Annotated in this window: 19 protein-coding genes; 12 read left to right on the top strand and 7 right to left on the bottom strand. The window is 72.2% G+C overall.

Going from position 1 to position 20562, the window contains the following annotated elements; all coding sequences use genetic code 11:
- The first annotated feature begins 51 nt into the window (after positions 1-51).
- A complete protein-coding gene (locus ACZ4MF_RS34370; RefSeq protein WP_467496289.1) occupies positions 52-423 on the top strand; it encodes a YciI family protein in 372 nt (123 codons plus the stop codon).
- On the top strand, positions 420-1652 hold the full coding sequence (locus tag ACZ4MF_RS34365) for an RNA polymerase sigma factor (protein ID WP_467496287.1): 1233 nt from the start codon (positions 420-422) through the stop codon (positions 1650-1652). The genes ACZ4MF_RS34370 and ACZ4MF_RS34365 overlap by 4 nt, the downstream gene beginning before the upstream one ends.
- Before the next feature lie 52 nt (positions 1653-1704).
- Here ACZ4MF_RS34365 and ACZ4MF_RS34360 read toward each other — a convergent pair whose 3' ends face one another.
- Together ACZ4MF_RS34360 and ACZ4MF_RS34355 are read right to left on the bottom strand one after the other, a co-directional pair.
- A complete protein-coding gene (locus ACZ4MF_RS34360; RefSeq protein ID WP_467496285.1) occupies positions 1705-2718 on the bottom strand; it encodes an MASE1 domain-containing protein in 1014 nt (337 codons plus the stop codon).
- A gap of 149 nt (positions 2719-2867) precedes the next feature.
- The gene (locus ACZ4MF_RS34355) at positions 2868-3698 is read right to left on the bottom strand and encodes a PP2C family protein-serine/threonine phosphatase (RefSeq protein ID WP_467496283.1); all 831 of its coding nucleotides are present in this window, start codon (positions 3696-3698) and stop codon (positions 2868-2870) included.
- Between the two features lie 336 nt (positions 3699-4034).
- Between ACZ4MF_RS34355 and ACZ4MF_RS34350 the strand changes: the two genes are divergently transcribed.
- The 4 genes from ACZ4MF_RS34350 to ACZ4MF_RS34335 all read left to right on the top strand — a co-directional run bounded on the left by ACZ4MF_RS34350 (position 4035) and on the right by ACZ4MF_RS34335 (position 5709).
- Positions 4035-4349 carry a hypothetical protein gene (locus ACZ4MF_RS34350; RefSeq protein WP_467496281.1) on the top strand — a complete coding sequence of 105 codons (315 nt, stop codon included), beginning with the start codon at positions 4035-4037 and terminating at the stop codon, positions 4347-4349.
- Positions 4350-4610: 261 nt separating this feature from the next.
- A complete protein-coding gene (locus ACZ4MF_RS34345) occupies positions 4611-4901 on the top strand; it encodes a hypothetical protein (RefSeq protein WP_467496279.1) in 291 nt (96 codons plus the stop codon).
- Positions 4874-5482 (top strand): MFS transporter, encoded by a 609-nt coding sequence (locus tag ACZ4MF_RS34340; protein WP_467496277.1) that lies wholly within the window; start codon positions 4874-4876, stop codon positions 5480-5482. Before ACZ4MF_RS34345 ends, ACZ4MF_RS34340 begins: the two co-directional genes overlap by 28 nt.
- An 8-nt stretch (positions 5483-5490) precedes the next feature.
- The gene (locus tag ACZ4MF_RS34335) at positions 5491-5709 is read left to right on the top strand and encodes a hypothetical protein (RefSeq protein WP_467496275.1); all 219 of its coding nucleotides are present in this window, start codon (positions 5491-5493) and stop codon (positions 5707-5709) included.
- Positions 5710-5988: 279 nt separating this feature from the next.
- Here the strand turns inward: ACZ4MF_RS34335 and ACZ4MF_RS34330 are convergent, their stop codons facing one another.
- The gene (locus tag ACZ4MF_RS34330; RefSeq protein ID WP_467496273.1) at positions 5989-7212 is read right to left on the bottom strand and encodes a glycosyltransferase family 39 protein; all 1224 of its coding nucleotides are present in this window, start codon (positions 7210-7212) and stop codon (positions 5989-5991) included.
- 219 nt (positions 7213-7431) lie between these two features.
- On the opposite strand from ACZ4MF_RS34330, the gene ACZ4MF_RS34325 reads away from it, so the two are divergent.
- Positions 7432-8877, top strand: coding sequence for a glyceraldehyde-3-phosphate dehydrogenase (locus tag ACZ4MF_RS34325; RefSeq protein WP_356023874.1), 1446 nt, complete (start codon positions 7432-7434; stop codon positions 8875-8877).
- Between the two features lie 85 nt (positions 8878-8962).
- Here the strand turns inward: ACZ4MF_RS34325 and ACZ4MF_RS34320 are convergent, their stop codons facing one another.
- The 3 genes from ACZ4MF_RS34320 to proS form a co-directional block, all read right to left on the bottom strand.
- The gene (locus tag ACZ4MF_RS34320) at positions 8963-10921 is read right to left on the bottom strand and encodes a collagenase (protein WP_467496271.1); all 1959 of its coding nucleotides are present in this window, start codon (positions 10919-10921) and stop codon (positions 8963-8965) included.
- Between the two features lie 147 nt (positions 10922-11068).
- On the bottom strand, positions 11069-12022 hold the full coding sequence (locus tag ACZ4MF_RS34315; RefSeq protein WP_467496269.1) for a LysR family transcriptional regulator: 954 nt from the start codon (positions 12020-12022) through the stop codon (positions 11069-11071).
- Positions 12023-12184: 162 nt separating this feature from the next.
- On the bottom strand, positions 12185-13597 hold the full coding sequence (gene proS / locus ACZ4MF_RS34310) for a proline--tRNA ligase (protein WP_467496267.1): 1413 nt from the start codon (positions 13595-13597) through the stop codon (positions 12185-12187).
- Positions 13598-13772: 175 nt separating this feature from the next.
- Here proS and ACZ4MF_RS34305 point away from each other — a divergent pair, with 175 nt between their 5' ends.
- The 5 genes from ACZ4MF_RS34305 to ACZ4MF_RS34285 all read left to right on the top strand — a co-directional run bounded on the left by ACZ4MF_RS34305 (position 13773) and on the right by ACZ4MF_RS34285 (position 19574).
- Positions 13773-15305 (top strand): alpha-N-arabinofuranosidase, encoded by a 1533-nt coding sequence (locus ACZ4MF_RS34305; RefSeq protein WP_467496265.1) that lies wholly within the window; start codon positions 13773-13775, stop codon positions 15303-15305.
- A 51-nt stretch (positions 15306-15356) separates the two neighbouring features.
- Positions 15357-16640, top strand: a complete 1284-nt coding sequence (locus ACZ4MF_RS34300) for a glycoside hydrolase family 27 protein (protein WP_467496263.1) — start codon at positions 15357-15359, stop codon at positions 16638-16640.
- A 2-nt stretch (positions 16641-16642) separates the two neighbouring features.
- Positions 16643-17650 carry a LacI family DNA-binding transcriptional regulator gene (locus tag ACZ4MF_RS34295; protein WP_467496261.1) on the top strand — a complete coding sequence of 336 codons (1008 nt, stop codon included), beginning with the start codon at positions 16643-16645 and terminating at the stop codon, positions 17648-17650.
- Positions 17651-17776: 126 nt separating this feature from the next.
- A complete protein-coding gene (locus ACZ4MF_RS34290; protein ID WP_467496259.1) occupies positions 17777-18346 on the top strand; it encodes a TetR/AcrR family transcriptional regulator in 570 nt (189 codons plus the stop codon).
- A gap of 61 nt (positions 18347-18407) precedes the next feature.
- Positions 18408-19574, top strand: a complete 1167-nt coding sequence (locus ACZ4MF_RS34285; protein ID WP_467496257.1) for a GDSL-type esterase/lipase family protein — start codon at positions 18408-18410, stop codon at positions 19572-19574.
- A 55-nt stretch (positions 19575-19629) separates the two neighbouring features.
- Here ACZ4MF_RS34285 and ACZ4MF_RS34280 read toward each other — a convergent pair whose 3' ends face one another.
- The gene (locus tag ACZ4MF_RS34280; RefSeq protein WP_467496255.1) at positions 19630-20400 is read right to left on the bottom strand and encodes a class F sortase; all 771 of its coding nucleotides are present in this window, start codon (positions 20398-20400) and stop codon (positions 19630-19632) included.
- Positions 20401-20562 lie beyond the last annotated feature (162 nt).

Below are 20562 nucleotides of genomic sequence, written 5' to 3'. Positions count from 1 at the left end.
GAAGGGCCCCGACCGGGGCTCGCGCAGCACGAGGAGCACGAGGAGTACACGATGAAGTTCGTGATCAGCCTGCACATCAACCCGGCCGTGATGGACGCGCTGACCGACGAGGAGAAGGCGGCGATCGGCGCGGGCCACGCCAGGTTCATCCAGGAGCTGAAGGAGTCCGGCGAACTGCTGGCCACGCAGGCGCTGGTCGACCCGTCGCAGGCCGTCGTGGTGTCCGTGCGGGAGGGCCAGCCGGTGGTGACCGACGGGCCCTTCCTGGAGGCCAAGGAGTTCCTGGGCGGCTTCTACCTGATCGACTGCGAGGACAAGGATCGGGCGATCGAGCTGGCGGCGCGGATCCCGGACACCCGGATCGCGGGTCTGGGGGTCGAGGTGCGGCAGGTGATGTTCTACGAGGGACAATTGGAGGCATGACATCACCGGCCGTCGAGGACCTGCTGCGCGACCTCGCCCCGCGGGTCCTCGGTGCGCTGCTGCGCCGGTACGGCCGGTTCGAGGGATGCGAGGACGCCGTACAGGAAGCCGTCCTCGCCGCCTCCGTGCAGTGGCCGGCCGAGGGAGTGCCGGACAACCCGCGCGGCTGGCTCACGACGGTCGCGTCCCGGCGGCTCGTCGACCAGCTGCGCAGCGACCACGCGCGCCGTGAACGGGAGTCGGCGCTGGCGGCCGAGGTGGCCCCGGCGGACGTGCCGGACACCGACGACACGCTCGTCCTGCTGTTCCTGTGCTGTCATCCGACCCTGACCGCGGCCTCCCAGACCGCGCTGACGCTGCGCGCGGTCGGCGGCCTGACCACGGCCGAGATCGCGCGCGCGTTCCTGGTGCCGGAGGCCACGATGGCGGCCCGGATCAGCCGGGCCAAGCAGCGCATCCGGGCCGCCGGCAGCTCGTTCGCCCTGCCCGAGGGCGCGGAGCGCGAGGAGCGGCTGCGGGTCGTGCTGCACGTGCTCTACCTGATCTTCAACGAGGGGTACACCGCTTCCTCGGGCAGCGAGCTGGTCCGCGCCGATCTCGCCCGCGAGGCGATCCGGCTGACCAGGACGGTGCACGCGCAACTGCCCGAGGACGGTGAGGTGACCGGGCTGCTCGCGCTGATGCTGCTCACCCACGCCCGCCGCGAGGCACGGACGGCACCGTCCGGCGATCTGGTGCCGCTGGCCGAACAGGACCGCAAGCGGTGGGACGGCGCGCTGATCGACGAGGGCCTGGCCCTGGCGAAGGCGGCGCTGGCCGGCCCCGGCCTGGGGCCGTACCAGCTCCAGGCCGCGATCGCCGCCACGCACGCCGACGCGGCCACCGCCGAGGAGACCGACTGGGCGCAGGTGCACGCCCTGTATCTGATCCTGGAGCGGATCGCGCCCAACCCGATGGTCACCCTGAACCGCGCGATCGCGCTCGCCGAGACCGAGGGACCGCAGGCCGGACTGGACCTGCTGTCTGGCCTGGACGGCGACGGGCGGATGGCCGGGCATCACCGGCTGCTGTCCGTACGGGCGCATCTGCTGGAGCGGACGGGCGACACGGCCGGGGCGTACGACCACTATCGCCGCGCCGCGAAGGCCACGGCGAGCCTCGCCGAGCAGCGCTATCTGGAGTCCCGGGCGAACGGGGTCGCCGCCCGCCCCGAACCCCCGGTGGCCTGAACCGGCCGGTGCCGGGTGACGGAGCCGGCCGACCGGGTGCGGGCTCGGGTCCTCACGGGGAACCGTGGCGCCGCGGTCCTTCGTCCCGGCCGTCGGTCTTCGAGGGCGGCAGACGTGGTGGGGCCTCGCCCGCGGTGAGGTGTTCGAGGACCTCGACCAGCTCTTGACAGGCCTTCTCCACCGACTGGCGGGTGTTGTGCTGCTCGGTGATCACGGCGGACAGCAGCAGCGCGGTCAGGGCCATCGAGCCGTTGAACGCCTGGAGCTTCGCCATGACCTCGATGCGGCTCAGCCCGGTGAAGGCACCGACGTCGTCGGTCGCGGCGACGGTGGCCAGTACGGAGGTCAGCAACGCGCACAGCGCGCTGCCCACGAGCTGGAAGCGCAGGGCGGCCCAGATCAGCAGCGGGTAGACGAGGAAGAGCAGGCTGAGCGAGCTGTAGACGGAGACCGGCACCAGAACGCAGGCGACGACGGTCAGCGCGACCGCCTCCTTCCAGCGGGTCAGCGGCGGCGGCCAGCGGGCACCGTGCAGCAACAGCAGCAGCGGGGTGACGATGAGGACGCCCATCGCGTCGCCCACCCACCAGGCCAGCCAGACCGGCGGGAAGCTCGACGCGGCCAGCCGGTCCGTGACGACGAGGAGCCCGACGCCCACGGTCGAGCTGATCAGCATGGCGCCGAGCGCGCCGAGGAACACCAGAGCGAGTCCGTCGCGCAGTCGGCCGAGATCGGTGTGGAAGCGGGCCCGGCGCAGCAGCAGCGCCGCGCACACCGGCGCGCCGGTCTGGCCGGCGAGGGTGCCCAGCACGTCGAGGCGGGGGGTGGTGATCGACATGACGACGAAGAGGGCGCCGATCGTGATGCCGGGCCAGCAGCGCATCCCGAGGATCAGCAGGGCGGCGACGGCGACGCCGCTGGCGGGATAGATGGGGGTGACGACGGCGCCCTCGACGACCAGCTCACGGAGGAGTCCGAGCCGGCCGGCACCGAAGTAGCAGGCCGCGACGGCCAGTACCTGGACGGCAGGGCCGATCGAGCGGCGCTGAACCTCGTTACCCACCACACCAGCAATCTCACACCGCCGCCCCCGCCGGGGCGAGGCGAGCGCCCACGCCGTCCAGCCCTATGGCGTAACCCGACCGCACGGCCGGAAGCGGGCCCGCCCGGGTCGACGGCGGGCGAGCGGGGGTGGAGGAGGGACGGTCGGGGCGGTCACATGTGGACGCAGGGGCCGTCCAGGCCGACGACGAGGACGGCGGCGTCGTCCTCGTGGCCGACGCTCTCGGCGCCCTTGATCACGGCGGCGGCCAGCGCGCGGGCCTCCAGGCTCGCGACGGCGGCGATGCCGGCGAGGCGGACGACCTGATCGAGCCCGTCCTCGATGGTCAGCGACGGGCCCTCCACCACGCCGTCGGTGACCAGGACGAAGACGCCGCCCGTGGTCAGCCGGTGCCGGGTCACCGGGTACTCCATGCCCGTCTCGATGCCGAGCGGCGGCCCTCCCTCGTCGTCGACGACGCCGGACTTGCCGTCCGCCGTGGCCCACACGAAGGGGATGTGGCCGGCGCGGGCGCTCTCCAGTACGCCGGTGGTGAGGTTGAGGCGCATGAAGGTGCAGGTGGCGAAGAGGTCGCTGCCCAGGGAGAGCAGCAGCTCGTTGGTGCGGGCGAGGAGTTCGCCCGGGTCGCTGGTGACGGAGGCCAGGGCGCGCAGTCCGGCCCGGACCTGGCCCATGAACGCGGCGGCCTCGATGTTGTGCCCCTGCACGTCGCCGATGGACAGCCCGATGCGGCCGTCGGGCAGGGTGAAGGCGTCGTACCAGTCGCCGCCCACGTTGAGACCGAGGTTGGCCGGTGTGTAGCGCACGGCGAGGTGCAGGCCGGGGGCGGCGGGCAGGTCCCGTGGGAGCATGCCGCGCTGGAGGGCGATGGCCAGCTCGACCTGGCTGCGCTGCAGCTCCGCGCGCTCGCGTGCCTGGGCGGTGAGCGAGCCGAGTCGGGCCAACAGCTCGTCGCCTTCGTCCGTGGAGCGCTTGCGGGGCATTGATCACTTCCGGCGATGCGGTGACCTTCGAAGGCCGACCGCCTGATTTTTCATCAAATGCCTAGATTTTACCGTTATCTCATGATCGTGCTCTCGGACAGAGCCTCCGGTGCGGGTCAACGTCCGGATCCGCACCGTCCCCCGGTCGATGGATGTGCCCGTGTCGGGCCACCGGGCGCGCCGGACCGGAGTGGGAGATTACGGCTGCGGACCGAGGCCGCCCCGCCTCTCACTCTCCCCCGGCTCTCCGACTCCCGTCTCCCTTTTCGCTGTTCCCGCGTTCCCCCTTTCATCCCTGTTTCACCCCGATATCGCTCTCCTCGAAGGAACCTCACCATGCGCCTGTGCCGTCCGCTCGTCGCCGTTCTCGGCGGACTCGCCCTCGCCCTGACCACCACCGGCTCCGCGCTCGCCGCGGACAGCACGTTCCTGTGGACCGGCCCCCGGGGCAAGCTGTACGCCATCGACAACCCGCCGGCACGCAAGTGCCTCAACATGGCCCAGGAGGCGCGCGGCGCCCGCAATGCCACGAAGAAGCCCCTGGTCGTCTACACGCAGAAGAAGTGCAAGGGGACGGCGACGCGGCTCGCCCCCGGCAAGTCGGCGCCCAGCGGCGCGCGTTTCGCCAGCATCGTGTTCGACCCGCGCTGACCGGCACAGGCACCGCACACCGAAAACGGGTGGCACGCGTCCGCGCCCGGGCGTTGGCGTGCCACCCGTGTCCAGTCCCGAGGCATCCAGGCGCCAGCCACCGGCCGTCCGGTGGCGTTCTCGTCGTTCCCTCTCCGCCCTCGCACCCCGCAGGCCCCGTCCGTCCGGGTCGTGAGGGCCATGAGGCGTACGCCCTCACCGGATCGCCGTTCCGCACACGATGACCCGTGCGCTCGGCTGGACGGACGGCACTCACCGGTCGTGCACCGGCACGGGTCCCCGTTCTCGCCGCCCGTCCGCGACACGGTCCGCGACCTCGGGGTCTCCGTCCCCGCCGCGGGCACGCTCACGTCTGCCTTCGTCCTCGGCATGATCGTGGGGGCGCCGCTGACGGCGCTGCTCGGCCGACGCCGCCCGGCGCGGCGGACCCTGCTGGTGTTCCCGGGGGTGTTCCCGCTCGCCCACGTGGTCGGGCCCTCACCTCCGCCTTCGCCGTCCTGCCGGCCACGCGGGTCCTCGCGGCCGTGGCCGACGCCGGTCTCCTGGCCGTAGGGCTGACCGCCGCGACGGAGACGGTCGCGCCCGACGCCAAGGGCCGGGCCACCTCGATCCTGCTCGGCGGGACCGCGCTCGCCTGTGTGATGGGCGTGCCCGCCGATGCCGCGCTCGGCCGCCTGCTGGGCTGGCGTTCGGCGTTCTGGGCGGTCGCCCTGCTGTCCGCGCCGGCGCTCGCCGCGATCGCCCGGTCGCTGCCGGGCGGCCGGAGCGCGCCGGAGCGGCCCGGCACCGGAGCCCGCGCGGAGCTGCGGGCGCTGCGCCGGCCCCGGCTGCTGCTGGCCCTGGGCCTCGGCGCGCTGGTCAACGGCGCCACCTTCTGTACCTTCACCTACCTCGCACCGCTGACCACGCAGGTGACCGGACTCGCCGCCGGGTGGGTGCCGGGCCTGCCGGCGCTGTTCGGGGCCGGCGCGTTCGCCGGGGTGACGTCCGCGGGCCGGCTGGCGGACCGGCGGGCGGGGCCGCGCTGCTCGTCGGCTGGGTGCCGCTGGCCCTGGCCGCCGGGCACACGACGGCGAACCGGCCTGCTCGTCCCGTTGCCGGACTGCTGGCGTTCGGCGTCGGTTCGACGCTGATCACCCGGGTGCTGTACGAGGCCGCGGACGCCCCGTCCCTCGGGGGCGCGTTCGCGACGTCGGCGCCGAACGTCGGCGCCGCCCTCGGCCCGGTGCCGGGCGGGGCGGCGATCGACGGCGGCCTCGGCCACCGCGCCCCGGTCTGGGTCAGCGCCCTGCTGACGACGCCCGCGCTCGCCGCACTGACCATGACCGCACGCGACGGGCGAGCCCGCCGACCCGCGTGACGCCGGGCGCGGCCGTCCGGCGATGGCCGGTGGCGCACAACACGCAGCGAGCCACCACCGCCACACCGTAGCCGCACGCGGTGAGCGGGAACGGCCGCTGTAACGGTCGGCGCCGCCGTCCGGCGATGGCCGGCGGCACACAGCACCGAGTACTGAGCCACCACCGTCAGAAATGCGAGCGCCCCGCACGTCACGTTCGCACTCGCCACGCCGGCCATGGCCGCACGCGGTGAGCGGGAACGGCCGCCGGGACGGTCGGCGCGGCCGTCGTGTGGTGGCTCACAGCGGGGAGCGGGCCACCGCTGTCAGGAAGGCGCCGAACAGCAGGGACACGATGGTGAGGGCGCCGTAGACGATCACCGCGTGGGCCGGGCGGACCCGCCAGGTCCGGGTCAGGGCGCGGGCCATGGGAATGAGCAGCGGGAAGGCCGGTAGCAGGAACCGCGGCTTGGAGGAGAAGGAGCCGGATGCGGCGACCACGAGCAGGACCAGCACCCCCGAGAAGACCACCAGCGCCAGTGGGGCGCGCTCCAGGCACAGCAGCGCGAACAGCAGGACGCTCGCCGCGACGATCACCAGGGCCATCGGGTAGACGGCTCCCCCGCCGTGCAGCAGCATCGCCTTGACGAACTTGGCCGAGCCGAGGCCGAAGTCGAACTTCGAGTCCCAGGCGCTCTGCACCTTGAAGTAGCCGCCGAGCAGGTTTCCGGTCTGGCTGCCCACCCACAGCACGTAGCCGAGCCAGCCCACCGGAGCGAGTACGGCGCCGGCCCACAGGCTCACCGGGACCCGGCCGCGCCGGCGCCATGCCTCGTGGGCGGCGGCGAGGGAGACGGCCAGCGCGATCGCGAAGCCGCTGGGCCGGGCCAGACCCGCGAGCGCGGCCAGCGTTCCGGCCCACAGCCAGTTGCGCTTGAGCACGTGGTACAGGGACCAGATGGCCAGCGCGGCGAACAGGGACTCGGTGTAGGCGATGGTCAGCTCGACGGCGTGCGGCATCACGGCCCACAGGGCGACCAGTGCGGTGGCGACGCCTCGCCCGTAGAGCATGTGGCCGATGGCGTAGACGCCGTACGCCGCCACGCCCGCGCAGATCCAGGAGATGAGCAGCGCGGCCTGGCCGGGGGTCAGCGGCAGGACGGTGGTCAGCGCCCTGATCATGCCGGGATACAGGGGGAAGAACGCCCAGTCGGCCTGGACGGCGCCCTGCGGGGTGATCCAGATCTTGTGGCCGTAGCCCTGGGCGGCGATGTGCAGATACCAGCGGGAGTCCCAGGAGTGGGCGAGGGTTTTGAGGAGTGGATGGCCCCGCAGGGCGTTGGTGAGGATCACTGTGAGGACCCCGGCGAACCGGACGGCCACGAACAGCGCGAGGGCAGGCAGCACGCCCTCGGGAGTTCCCCGCCGCGCGATCCGCGGCAGGGCCGGCAGCGCCGGCAGACGGGCGGGTGGGGACGGGGCGGCCGACTCGGGCCGGGGTACAGAAGAGGTACTCACGCTCATGACCTTGAACACGCCTGGTAAGACGTGCAATGCGCGACCCGGGTTTCTTACACACTTCCACCCTGATTCAGGAAATTGCCCCTTCTCGCCGAATCCGGACAAACCAGCATGATCAATCGCCAACCGATCATCGATCGACCGCCGATCGAAGGCGCCTGAAGGCGTTCAAACAACGTGTGGTAAACATATGAGCGCTGCCTAGCTCGAAAGATGGATGTTGTGACTGTCAACGACGACTCGTTCACCAACTGGAAGATCCGCGAGGAGATCGCGGAGTCGATGATCCCGCTCATCGGGAAGCTGCACCGCGAGCGGGACGTGACCGTCCTGCTGCACAGCCGCTCCCTGGTGAACAAGTCGGTGGTCAGCATCCTCAAGACGCACCGCTTCGCCCGGCAGATCGCCGGCGCGGAGCTGTCGGTCACCGAGACCATGCCGTTCCTTCAGGCCCTGACCGAGCTCGACCTCGGGCCCTCGCAGATCGACCTCGGTCTGCTGGCCGCCACGTACAAGGCCGACGACCGGGGCCTGAGCGTCGCCGAGTTCACCGCCGAGGCCGTCGCCGGTGCCACCGGCGGCAACAAGATCGAGCGCCGCGAGGCACGGGACGTCGTCCTGTACGGCTTCGGCCGCATCGGCCGGCTCGTCGCGCGCCTGCTGATCGAGAAGGCCGGTTCCGGCAACGGTCTGATGCTGCGCGCCATCGTCGTGCGCGGCGGCGGCGCCGAGGACATCGTCAAGCGCGCCTCGCTGCTGCGCCGCGACTCCATCCACGGCCAGTTCCAGGGCACCATCACCGTGGACGAGGACACCAGCACGATCGTGGCCAACGGCAACGCGATCAAGGTGATCTACGCCGACGACCCGACGGCCGTCGACTACACCGAGTACGGCATCCGGGACGCCATCCTCATCGACAACACCGGCAAGTGGCGCGACCGCGAGGGCCTGTCCAAGCACCTGCGCCCCGGCATCGACAAGGTCGTCCTGACCGCGCCGGGCAAGGGCGACGTCCCGAACATCGTGCACGGCGTCAACCACGACACGGTCAAGCCGGACGAGCAGATCTTGTCCTGCGCCTCCTGCACCACCAACGCGATCGTCCCGCCGCTGAAGGCGATGGACGACGAGTACGGCGTGCTGCGCGGGCACGTGGAGACCGTCCACTCGTTCACGAACGACCAGAACCTCCTGGACAACTACCACAAGGCCGAGCGCCGTGGCCGCTCCGCGCCGCTCAACATGGTGATCACCGAGACCGGTGCCGCCTCCGCCGTAGCCAAGGCGCTGCCCGACCTCAAGGCGAAGATCAGCGGCAGCTCGATCCGCGTGCCGGTGCCGGACGTCTCGATCGCGATCCTCAACCTCCAGCTGGCCCGCGAGACCACCCCCGAGGAGGTCCACGACTACCTGCGCGAGGTCTCGCTGACCTCGCCGCTGCGCCGCCAGATCGACTTCACCACGGCGCCCGACGCGGTCTCCAGCGACTTCATCGGCTCGCGCCACGCCTCGATCGTGGACGGCGGCGCCCTCAAGGTCGACGGCGACAACGCGATCCTCTACCTCTGGTACGACAACGAGTTCGGCTACTCCTGCCAGGTCGTCCGTGTCGTCCAGCACGTCTCCGGCGTCGAGTACCCGACGTTCCCCGCCACGGCGGTCTGACCGCCGACGGGACAGCGCGCGTACGGCGGAGGCCGCCGACCGGGGTTCCGGTCGGCGGCCTCCGCCGTGCCGAGGGCACGTGCGCTCAGGCCCCGGTCCCGGCCTTCGCCGAGGCGGCACAGGCTCCGGCCGCGCACGCCGTGAGCCACTGGTCGAAGTCGGCGTCGTACCGTGTACCGATGCCGTCGTGGTAGACGGCGTAACCGCCCGCGTAGTCACCGGCGCGGAAGCGCGCGAGCATCTGCTGGACGTCGTCGGGGTGGCGCTCCGCCATATAGCGCACGGCGAGATAGCCCCAGGGGTAGGTGCGGGTCGTGTCGCTGTTGGCGTAGGTGTTCTCGAAGAGAGTGCTCAGCTTGTACGTGTGCCTGGCCGCCTCCTGGATCGCCTGGTCGTCGGCGAGACCCCGGTAGCCGTAGGAGACGTACTCGGCGAGACCCTCGATCCACCACACGTCGGGCACGGACGTCTGCTGCGTGAAGTCGCCCTTCATGTCGTCGCGGGCGTCGAGGAAGTGCGTGTACTCGTGGTTGAGGTTCCAGATCCGGGCCGTGAAGCCGTCATCGGAGTCCTTCTGGTACATGATCGACGTGGGCTGGTTGGCCGGGTCGGACGGGTCGCCGTCCAGCGTGATGCCGCCGTTGTCGGTGCTGACGCCGTAGATCGCTTCGGCGTAGGTCTGGTAGTCGGCGCGGCTCGCGAAGACCACGAGCTGGATGGCGGAGACGTACTGGCCGGGTATGGCGCCGTCGGCCTTGACCAGGTTCCGGAAGTAGGCGTCCTGGTTCTGCACGCTCGCGCACACGGCGGCGAGGTCGTCCGCCGTCAGGGACTCGGCGCGGATCGTGTGGGCGGCGTCGCAGCGGTGGGTGACCGGCAGGGCGGCGGCGGTGAGCTTGGCGGGCAGGTCGCAGACGTCGTAGTAGGCGCAGTCCCCGCCGTCGTAGGCGTTCGCCTGCGTGGCCACCGCCACCCAGAGCCCGGCCGTCGGGCCGGTGATCTCCGACTCGTCCAGCAGGTCCCTGGTCAACGGCCGTACGTTTGCCTGGAGTTCGGGGTGCTCCACATAACGGGCCAGGTTCATCCCGGCGTTGGAGTCCAGGAAGGCCCGGTCGGTGCCGAGCAGGTCGGTGTGGTCCAGGGCGAAGTCGTGCAGGGTGCCGGCGATCGACGGGTCGGCGGTGACCGCCTGGACGTAGTCGGGGTTCCAGTTGCCGCGCCACAGCGGGGTGTAGACGTCGTTGACCGCCCTGACCATGCTGTCCACCGTGCCGTACGAGCTGTCGTAGTCCTCCAACAGCCGCTGGTAGACCGGGAGATAGCGGCCCTGCTGGTCGGCGCTGTCGGTGAGGACGACGGTCTCGCCGAGGATGTCGCCGTTGGCCGCCGTGACGTCGTACGCGTGCGGGCGGGCGAAGAAGGCGTCCAGGCCGGCGGTGACGGCGGTGGTGAGCCGTGAGGTGTACGGGCCCGTGTCCGAGGGGTCGTTGAACTGTACGTAGTAGCCAGCACGCAGGAACAGCACCAGCTGCTCCAGGCTGCCGGTGTTGTCGCCCCGGTACTGCGCGGCCGTGCGGGTGAACGCGGCCGCCACGGTGAGCATCTGGGACTCGCGGAAGACGGCGTGCGCGTCCTGGCCGGTGACCGCGAAGAGGGTGTTCACGCAGTCCGTCGTCGAGGCCTTCACGAAGGTGACGAGGGCGGCTCCGCCGCGGCTGCCGAAGTCGCCCGGGGCGCAGGTGGCCGCCCGGGCGGTCGTTCTGGGCGTGTGGCTCAACAGGGGTCGTCGCGGGGGCAGTTGGGCCGGGCTGAGCCGTCGGGTCGGGCTCGCCGGGCGTTCGGTGCCGGCGGTGGTGGCGCCGACGGGCGAGGGTACGGAGGTGCGGGCGCGGGACGTGGCCGCCGTACCGGGGTGCGGCTGGGGCGCGGCCAGTGCCGGTGCGGTCAGCAGGCCGGCCACGGTGACACAGACGGCGGCGGCACCGGTCAGGCGTGCGACGGCACGCCCGTGCCCGCGTCCGGGCAGCGCGAAGCGATAGCGCATCGAGGTTCCTCCACGAAGTGGTGCGCCTCGGTGGGGGGTTGAGGCGTGTGAGGCACTGTGTCAGCGAGCCGGCGGAGGGACAATGCCGTGTGACATAGCACATGGCACCGGCCGCTCATAACATCGCGAGGCGCCTTTGACGTGCCGCTACGCCCCGGTGACGCTCCAGGTGCGCGAGGCCCAGGCCCTCAGGTGCGGTGCCTGGGCGACGAGGCCGCGGTAGGCGGCCGTGGCCGACTGGGCCAGCGCTTCCAGGACCTCGTCGGTGACGCTGTCCGGCCGCCAGGCGAGCACATAGCGGCACCACAGGGGGGAGCCGACGAGCGGCTTGACGACGACGTGCGGGCCCGGCCGCAGCGTCGGCTGCACCAGGGACACCCCGAGGCCGTCGGCGATCATGCTCTGGAGCTGGCTCTGGTCGCCGAGGAACTCGTGCACGGTGACCGGGGTGAAGCCGGCCGCCGCGCAGGCGTCGTAGAACACCCCGGGCCAGCCGGCGCCGTCGTCCGGGGTCACGAACCACGCGTCCTCGGCCAGGTCCGCGAGCTGCACCTGGGCGCGCTGGCGCAGCGGGTGCCGGGCGGGCAGGGCGACGAACGTGGGCTCGGTGACGATGCCGCGGTGCCGCACGGCGTCCGAGTGGCGCAGTTCCATGCCCGGGTAGTCGGCGGCTATCGCGGCGTCCACCGCGCCCTCCTCCAGCAGCTCCACGATCCGTGAGGAGGCGTAGACGCTGTTCACCGCGAGGGACAGCCCGGGCAGCCGGGTACGGACACGGGAGACCGTGCCCGACAGCATGGGCGAGTTGGTCGCGGCCATCCGCAGGGGAGGGCGGGCCCGCGCGGGGGCCGGACGATGGCCGATCGCGTCGGCGCGGGCCAGCACGTCACGCGCCTGGGCCACCACCTCGGCGCCGTAGGAGGTCGGGCGCGCGCCGCTCGTGCCGCGGTCGAAGAGCGGCTCGCCGAAGTGGCGCTCGATGCGGCGCAGCTGGGTGCTCACGGCGGGCTGCGAGTAGCCGAGCTGTGCCGCCGCGCGCCCCACACTGCCCGCGTCGGCAATCGCGCACAGCACCCGCAGATGCCGCAGCTCCAGCTCCATCTCGCCCCTCCTCGTGTCGGCCACGCCGCCCCGGCTCACACCCGGCGGACGAAGCGTTCCATTGTGCCCTGCCGGGCACAAGCCGCAGGTCAGCCGACGTCGTGCCACGGCGTGCGAAGGGGGGAGACGGAGCTGGAGCGGCCGTCGGGCCGCCCGGCCGCCTCAGTACGCCCGGCCCACCACCGCGACGACCCCCGGCTCGTCCTCGCTCGCCGGCACCGAACCGTCGGCCGCGACCAGGCACCGTACCGACACGCCCCGCTCGGCCAGCCGGGCCTCGCCGCCGGGACCGAGCGCGGCCCAGGGGATGCGGGCCCAGCCGGTCCGCGCGGCCTCGGCGGCCTCCTCCACACCGGTCACCTCGGCCGTGCGGTCCGCACGGCGCCGGCGGGACTGCGCGAGCAGCAGTGCCTGGTCGTCCGCCAGCGCCCCGGGCAGCAGTGCGGGCAGCGCCGCGGCGGCGACCGGCTCCTTGGTGCCCGGGATGCGGCGGACCAGCATCGCGGTGCCGTTCTCCAGGTCGCGCGGGCCCACCTCGATCCGTACGGGGACGCCCTTCAGCTCCCAGTCGACCGCGCGCCGGCCGAACGGCACGTCCGTGCGGTCGTCCACGTGGACCCGTACGCCCGCCTCCGCCAGTCGGCCGCCGAGCGCGCGGACCGCGGACAGCACCTCCTCGTCGCCCCTCACCGCCAGGACCACCGCCTGGACCGGGGCCAGCCGGGGCGGAACGCGCAGCCCGTCGTCGTCGCCGTGGGCCATCACCAGCGCGCCGATCATGCGGGTGGTGGAGCCCCAGGAGGTCTGCCAGACGTGCTCCTGCCGCCCGTCCCTCGTCACGTAACGCGTGTGGAAGGCCTTGGCGAAGTTCTGGCCGAGCTCATGGCTGGTGACCATCTGGAGCGCCTTGCCGTCGCCCATCATGCTCTCCAGCGTGAGCGTGTTGATCGCGCCGGCGAACCGCTCCCGGGCCGTCTTGCGTCCGGAGACGAAGTCCATGGCGAGGACGTCGCGCAGGAAGTCGCCGTAGACCTCGTTCTGGACGCGTGCCGCGAAGTCCCGGGCCTCCTCGTACGTGGCGTGCGCGGTGTGGCCCTCCTGCCACAGGAACTCCGTCGTCCGCAGGAACAGGCGCGGGCGCAGCTCCCAACGGACCACGTTCGCCCACTGGTTGATGAGCAGGGGCAGATCGCGATGGCTGTGCACCCACTTGGCGAAGTACTCGTTGACGATCGTCTCGGAGGTGGGGCGGACCACGACGGGCTCCTCCAGCTCCTTGCCGCCCGCGTGGGTGACGACCGCCAGCTCGGGCGCGAACCCCTCGACGTGCTCGGCCTCCCGGGTCAGATACGACTCCGGGATGAGCAGCGGGAAGTAGGCGTTCTGGGTGCCGGTCGCCTTGATCCGGGCGTCCATGTCCTGCTGCATCCGCTCCCACAGGCCGTACCCGTACGGTCGGATGACCATGGTGCCGCGCACCGGGCCGTTGTCGGCCAGCTCCGCCTTGGTGATCAGGTCCTGGTACCAGCGCGGGAAGTCGTCCGCCCGGGGCGTGAGAACGGGTGCTTTTGCCATGCCGGGCAGGCTAGGGCGACCGGTCGGCGCCGCGCGAACCATTTCCCGCCCCCTTGACCGGGCCGGGGCGCGCTGTCATTTTTTTATCGATACAAAGGATCTCGGCACCAAGGATCCCGGCCGGTTTCGGCCCGTCTCGGACCAACCCGGCCCCTTCCCGCATCGGAGTACGCCCGTGCCCACCGCCACCGCGATCATCAACCTCGACATCGAGGGGCCCACGATCAGCCGTCACCTGTACGGACACTTCGCCGAGCATCTGGGCCGGTGCGTCTACGGCGGCTTCTGGGTCGGCGAGGACTCCCCGATCCCCCACGAGGGCGGCATCCGCCTCGACGTCGTCGAGGCGCTGCGCGCGCTCGGCATCCCCAGCCTCCGCTGGCCGGGCGGCTGTTTCGCCGACGAGTACCACTGGAGGGACGGCGTCGGACCGCGCGAGCGGCGGCCCCGTATGGTCAACACCCACTGGGGGAACGTCGAGGAGAACAACCACTTCGGCACCCATGAGTTCATGGCTCTGTGCGAACTGCTCGGCGCCGAGCCGTACATCAGCGGCAACGTGGGCAGCGGCACCGTGCGGGAGATGAGCGAGTGGGTCGAGTACCTGACCCGGGACGGCGACAGCCCGATGGTGCGGCTGCGCCGGGAGAACGGGCGCGCGGAGCCGTGGCGGGTGAAGTTCTGGGGCCTCGGCAACGAGACGTGGGGCTGCGGCGGGAACATGCGCGCCGAGTACTTCGCGGACCTCGCCCGCCAGTACGGCACGTACTGCCGCGACCACGGGGACAACACGCTGTACCGGATCGCCTCGGGCGCCTCCGACGAGGACTACAAGTGGACCGAGACGCTGATGCGGCAGATCAACTGCTTCGGCTGCGAGGCCACTCCGCGCACCTACTACCAGGCCCTGTCCGTCCACTACTACACGCTGGCCGGGCCCTGGGAGGCCAAGGGCAGCGCCACGGAGTTCGGCACCGACGACTACTACCGGACGATGGTCTCCGCCCGACGCGTCGACCGTGTCCTCACCGGTCACTCCACGGTCATGGACTGCTACGACCCGGGGCGCACCGTCGGCCTCGTGCTGGACGAGTGGGGCACCTGGTGGGACGTGGAGCCGGGCACCGACCCGGGTTTCCTGTTCCAGCAGAACACGCTGCGCGACGCGCTCGTGGCGAGCACCCACTTCGACATCTTCCACCGGCACGCCGGCCGCCTGGTGATGGCCAACATCGCGCAGACCGTCAACGTCCTCCAGTCGATGCTGCTCACCGACGGGGACACCCTAGTGCGGACCCCGACGTACCACGTCTTCGAGATGAACAAGGGGCACCAGGACGCCACTTCGCTCCCCGTCCATCTGCGGGCGGAGGGCGCACGGCGCACCGTCGGGGACGCCGAGCTGGAGACGGTGTCGGTCTCCGCCAGCGTCAAGGACGGCACGGTCCTGGTCTCGCTGAGCAACCTGGACGCCGAGGAGAGCGCCGAGGTGGCCCTGGACCTGCGCGGCGGCCGGCTCGGCGGGGCACGGGCGCGCATCCTCACGGCGGACCGGCTCCAGGCGCACAACACCCCGGGGACGCCGGAGGCGGTGGCCCCGCGCGCCTTCGACGGCGACGGGGTACGGGTCACGGACCGGGGCCTGGCCCTGGCCCTGCCCCCGCACTCCTTCGTGACCGTCCAGGCACCTGTGGCCGTGGCGGGCTGAGCGTTGGCGCGTGCGCAACGACCCCTGCCGGCCCGCGAGTTGCGTCCCCCGATGGGCTGGAACAGCTGGGACTGCTACGGCCCGACCGTCACCGAGGACGAGGTGCTCGCCAACGCGCTGTTCCTGCGGGACCGTCTGCTGCCGTACGGCTGGGACACGGTGGTGGTGGACATCCAGTGGTACGAGCCGACGGCCCGCGCCCACGGCTACAACCCGGACGCGCCCCTGGTCCTGGACGCGTACGGGCGTCAGCTCCCGGCGCCGAACCGGTTCCCGTCCGCCGCCGACGGGGCCGGATTCGCCCCGTTGGCCCGACGGGTGCACGACCTCGGGCTGCGCTTCGGGCTGCACGTCATGCGCGGCATCCCGCGCCGCGCCGTCACCGCCCGGCTGCCGGTGTTCGGCACGGACTTCACCGCCGACGAGATCGCCGACACCGGCTCGGTCTGCCCCTGGAACACCGACAACTACGGCCTGGACCACGATCGTCCGGGCGCCCAGGCCTACTACGACTCCCAGGTGGCCCAGTTCGCCGACTGGGGCGTGGACTTCGTCAAGGCCGACGACATGCTCTTCCCCTACCACGAACGGGAGATCGCGGCCTACGCACGGGCGATCGAGCGCTGCGGCCGGCCGATCGAGCTGAGCCTGTCCCCGGGCACCGACGTCTCCCTCGCCCGGCTGGACCACCTGCGGGAGCACGCCACGATGTGGCGGGTCTGCGACGACCTGTGGGACCGCTGGGCCGACGTGGAGGCCCAGTTCGCGCGGATGGCGCGGTGGGCGCCCTGGCAGGGCGAGGGCGGCTGGGCGGACGCCGACATGCTGCCGCTCGGCCGTATCGGCATCCGCGCCGAGCGCGGCGAGGACCGGCTGTCCCGGCTCACCCGGCCCGAGCAGATCAGCCTGCTCACCCTGTGGCTGATCTCCCGCTCGCCGCTGATGATGGGCGGCGACCTGCCGAGCAGTCCGCCCGAGACCGTCGAACTCCTCACCAACGACGAGGCGTTGGCCGTGCTGTGGCACAGCACCGCCAACCGCGAGGTGCTGCGGGAGGACCACCTGGTGCTGTGGACGGCCCGCGACACCGACGGCCGCACCCGCTACGCCGCCGTGTTCTCCCTGGCCGACGAGCCCCGCCGGCACGAGGTACCGCTCGGCTCGCTCGGCGCCCGGCCCGGCGACCGGGTCCGGGAGCTGTGGAGCCGTACGGCCGTCGCGCACGTCGGCCGGCACCTGACCGTCGACGTGCCCGCCCACGGCGCCGCCCTCTATCGTCTTGCCGAGGACAGCGGGGTGACGGACACCGGGACGGTGGACACCGGGCGGGAGTGAGCGTGGCGACGATCCAGGACGTGGCGAAGGCGGCCGGGGTGTCGGCGATGACCGTCTCCAACGTCATCAACGACCACCCCAACGTCCGCCCCGCCACCCGGGAGCGCGTCCTCGCCGCGATGGCCCGGCTCGACTACCGGGTCAACGTGGCCGCCCGCAACCTCCGCAAGGGCCGCACCGGCACGATCGGCCTCGCGGTCCCCGAGGTGAACCGCCCGTACTACGGCCGGCTGGCCGCGGCCATCATCGCCGCGGCCGGCCGGCACGGGCTGCGGGTGAGCGTCGAGCAGACCGGGGCCCGCCGCGAGAGCGAGCTGGCCGCGCTGTCGCTGTCCCGCAACCGGCTCTACGACGGGCTCATCCTCAGCACGGTCGGCATGGGACCGGCAGACGTCGAGGCCCTGAAGGTGGAGCATCCGGTGGTGATCCTCGGTGAGCGGATCTTCGGCGGTCCCGTGGACCATGTCGCCATGCCCAACGTCGAGGCGTCGGCCGCCGCCACCCGGCATCTGGTCGAGCGGGGCTGTCGGCGCGTGGCCGTCGTGTGCGGTCCGCTGCGCGCCGAGGTCGACGTGTCGAGCCTGCGCCACACCGGCTACCGGCAGGCGCTGACTGCCGCCGGGCTGCCCGCCGACCCGGCCCTGGTCCAGAGCGTGCCGGCGCTGACCATGGCGGAGGGGGCCCGGCGGGCGCGGGCGATGGTGGCGGCCGGACTGGACTTCGACGGCGTGTTCTGTGTGACGGACACCGTGGCGATGGGGGTCCTGCGGGGGCTCGCGGACGCCGGGGTGCGGGTGCCGGAAGCCGTCAAGGTGATCGGTTTCGACAACGTCGACGAGAGCGCCTTCCTCGTCCCGTCGCTGTCCACGGTGGATCCGGATCACGACCTGATGGCCGAGCGGGCCGTCGCCCTGCTCGTCACCCGGCTGGGCAGCGCGGGGCCGCCTGCGGACCAGGAGGAGTTCGTGAGCCCCTTCTCGCTGGTGCCACGCGAGTCGACCGCCCCCTGACCCCGGTTCTCGCCCCACGCTTTCTCTGCTTTCTCTCCACCTCGACCGGGCTGCAGCAGCACACTCCCATTTGCCTAAAGCATTTAGGCATGCCCATAATCAATTTCGGTAGAGAGGGGAAGGTTCATGGTTCGCGCAGGTCTGAGCACCGAGCGCCTGGTCCGTGCGGGCGCCGAGCTGGCCGACGAGGTCGGTTTCGAGCAGGTGACCGTGTCCGCGCTGGCCCGGCGGTTCGACGTCAAGGTCGCAAGCCTGTACTCGCACCTGAAGAGCTCCCAGGACCTCAAGACGCGGATCGCGCTGCTCGCCCTGGAGGAGCTGGCCGACCGCGCCGCCGAGGCGCTCGCCGGCCGGGCCGGCAAGGACGCCCTGACCGCCTTCGCCGACGTGTACCGCGACTACGCCCGCGAACACCCGGGCCGCTACGCCGCGACCCGTCACCCGCTCGACGCCGAAGCCGCGGCGGCGAGCGCGGGCGGCCGGCACGCCCGGATGACCCGGGCGATCCTGCGCGGCTACGACCTGGCCGAACCCGACGAGACACATGCGGTCCGCCTCCTCGGCAGCGTCTTCCACGGCTACGTCAGCCTGGAGCTGGCCGGCGGATTCAGTCACAGCGCCCCCGACTCGCAGGAGTCCTGGACCCGCATCCTGGACGCCCTCGACACCCTGCTGCGCGACTGGCCCTCCCCCTGAATCCCCGAATCCCCGAATCCCACTTCAGCACGTCGACATCTTCGAAACGCAGGCCGACACCATGCACTCCATCCCGCTGACCCCCGAACTCCTGCGCGGCGCGCTGGACGTGGAACGCACCGCGCTCGGACTCCTGCCGCACCGGCTGCCCGCCCGCGCCCGCGCCCAGTGCGCCGACCCGCAGCTCGCCATGGTGGAGTCCCAGCCCTCCGGCGTACGGCTGGCCCTGCGCACCCGTGCGACCGTCGTCGAGCTGGACACCCTGGCGACCAAGCGGGTCTACGTCGGCGCGCCGCCGCGCCCGGACGGCGTGTACGACCTGCTCGTCGACGGACGGCTCACCGGCAGCGGCCGGGTCGAGGGCGGCGACACGCTCACGATCGACATGACGACCGGCGACGTCGAGCGCCGGCCGGGCCCGGTCGGCACCGTCCGCTTCGCGGGCCTGCCCGACACGGTCAAGGACGTGGAGATCTGGCTGCCGTACAACGAGACGACGGAGCTCGTCGCGCTGCGGGCCGACGCGCCCGTCGAGCCGGTGCCGGACCGGGGCCGCGCGGTGTGGCTGCACCACGGCAGTTCGATCAGCCACGGCTCCGACGCCGCGAGCCCCACGACCACCTGGCCGGCGCTCGCCGCGGCCCTCGGCGGGGTCGAGCTGATCAACCTGGGGCTCGGCGGCAGCGCCCTGCTCGACCCGTTCACCGCGCGCACGCTGCGCGACACCCCCGCCGACCTGATCAGCGTCAAGCTCGGCATCAACGTGGTGAACGCCGACCTGATGCGGCTGCGCGCGTTCGGCCCGGCCGTGCACGGCTTCCTCGACACCGTCCGCGAGGGCCACCCCGACACGCCGCTGCTCGTCGTCTCGCCCCTCCTGTGCCCGATGCACGAGGACACGCCGGGGCCCAGCGCCCCGGACTTCTCCGCCCTGAGCGAGGGCCGGCTGCGGTTCCGGGCCGTCGGGGACCCGGCGGAGACGGCGAGCGGAAAGCTCACGCTGAACGTGATCCGTACGGAGCTGGACCGGATCGTGCGCGAGCGCGCGGCCGAGGACCGGAACCTGTACTACCTGGACGGCCGCGACCTGTACGGCGAGGCCGACTTCGGCGAACTGCCGCTGCCCGACGACCTGCACCCGGACGCCGCCGCGCACCGCCGGATCGGCGAGCGCTTCGCGGCGCGGGCGTTCACCACGGGCGGCCCCTTCGGGGACGGCGCCCGCTGACCACACCGCCCGAGCGTACGGGCCGCCCTTGTAGGGGCCGTCCGTAGCGGACGCGTCACACCAGGTGGGCGAAGACCACCAGGTTGTCGGTGTAGTCCTTCGCCGCGTGGTCGTACGGCCCGGTGCAGGTGATGAGCCGGGCCTCGGCGCGCGGCACGTCGCCGTACACGCGCTTGCTGGGGAATTCGTTCTTGGCGAAGGTCTTGGCGTCGTCCACGACGAAGTCCGCGTCCTGTCCGTCGGCACGCTCCACGGTGAACTCGTCACCGGGCTCCAGCTCGTCGAGACCGGCGAAGACGGCCGGGGAGGTCGTGGTGTCGAGGTGCCCGGCGATGATCGCGGTGCCCCGCTCGCCGGGCGCGACGCCCTTGGAGTACCAGCCGACCAGATTGGTGTCGTCGGCCGGCGGCGGCTGGAGCTTGCCGTCGGCGCCGATGGTCAGGGTGGTGAAGGGGGCGTCCACGTCGATCTTCGGGATGATCAGGCGGGTCGGCGCGGACCGGGGCAGTGACGGGCCGGTCGGCTGCGGACGGGGCCGCTGCGGATCGGCGGTCGCGGGGGCGTCCTGGCCGATGGCCGAGGAGGCGCCACGATCGCCCGTCGAGGAGGCACCACGGTCGGTGTTCGAGGAGTCGCCGCGGTCGGCGGTCGAGGAGGCGCCCGCGCCGGACGCCCGGGAGGTCTGCGAGGAGTCACCGGTCTTGTGGTGGCCGCCGAACACGCTGGTGAAGAGGACGACGATCGCCACCAACCACAGCGTCAGCCGCCCACCACGACCGGAACCCCGCCCGTCCGTAGGTGACGGGGAGGAGGGATTTGCTGCCATCGGACACCACCTCGCTCGGATACGGCAGCACAGGAATCAGAACAAGGGCGCCGGTGCCGAAGCCCGGCACACAGCGAGGGGACGCGGGGAACGTCCCCGGGCGGCGGGCCGCCGACGCGAGGGGAACGTCGGCGGCGGCCGCTGCCTCAGGAAACGAGCCGC

This window comes from Streptomyces sp. NPDC025793, from assembly GCF_055558375.1.
This window is presented reverse-complemented; position numbering and strand designations above follow the sequence as displayed.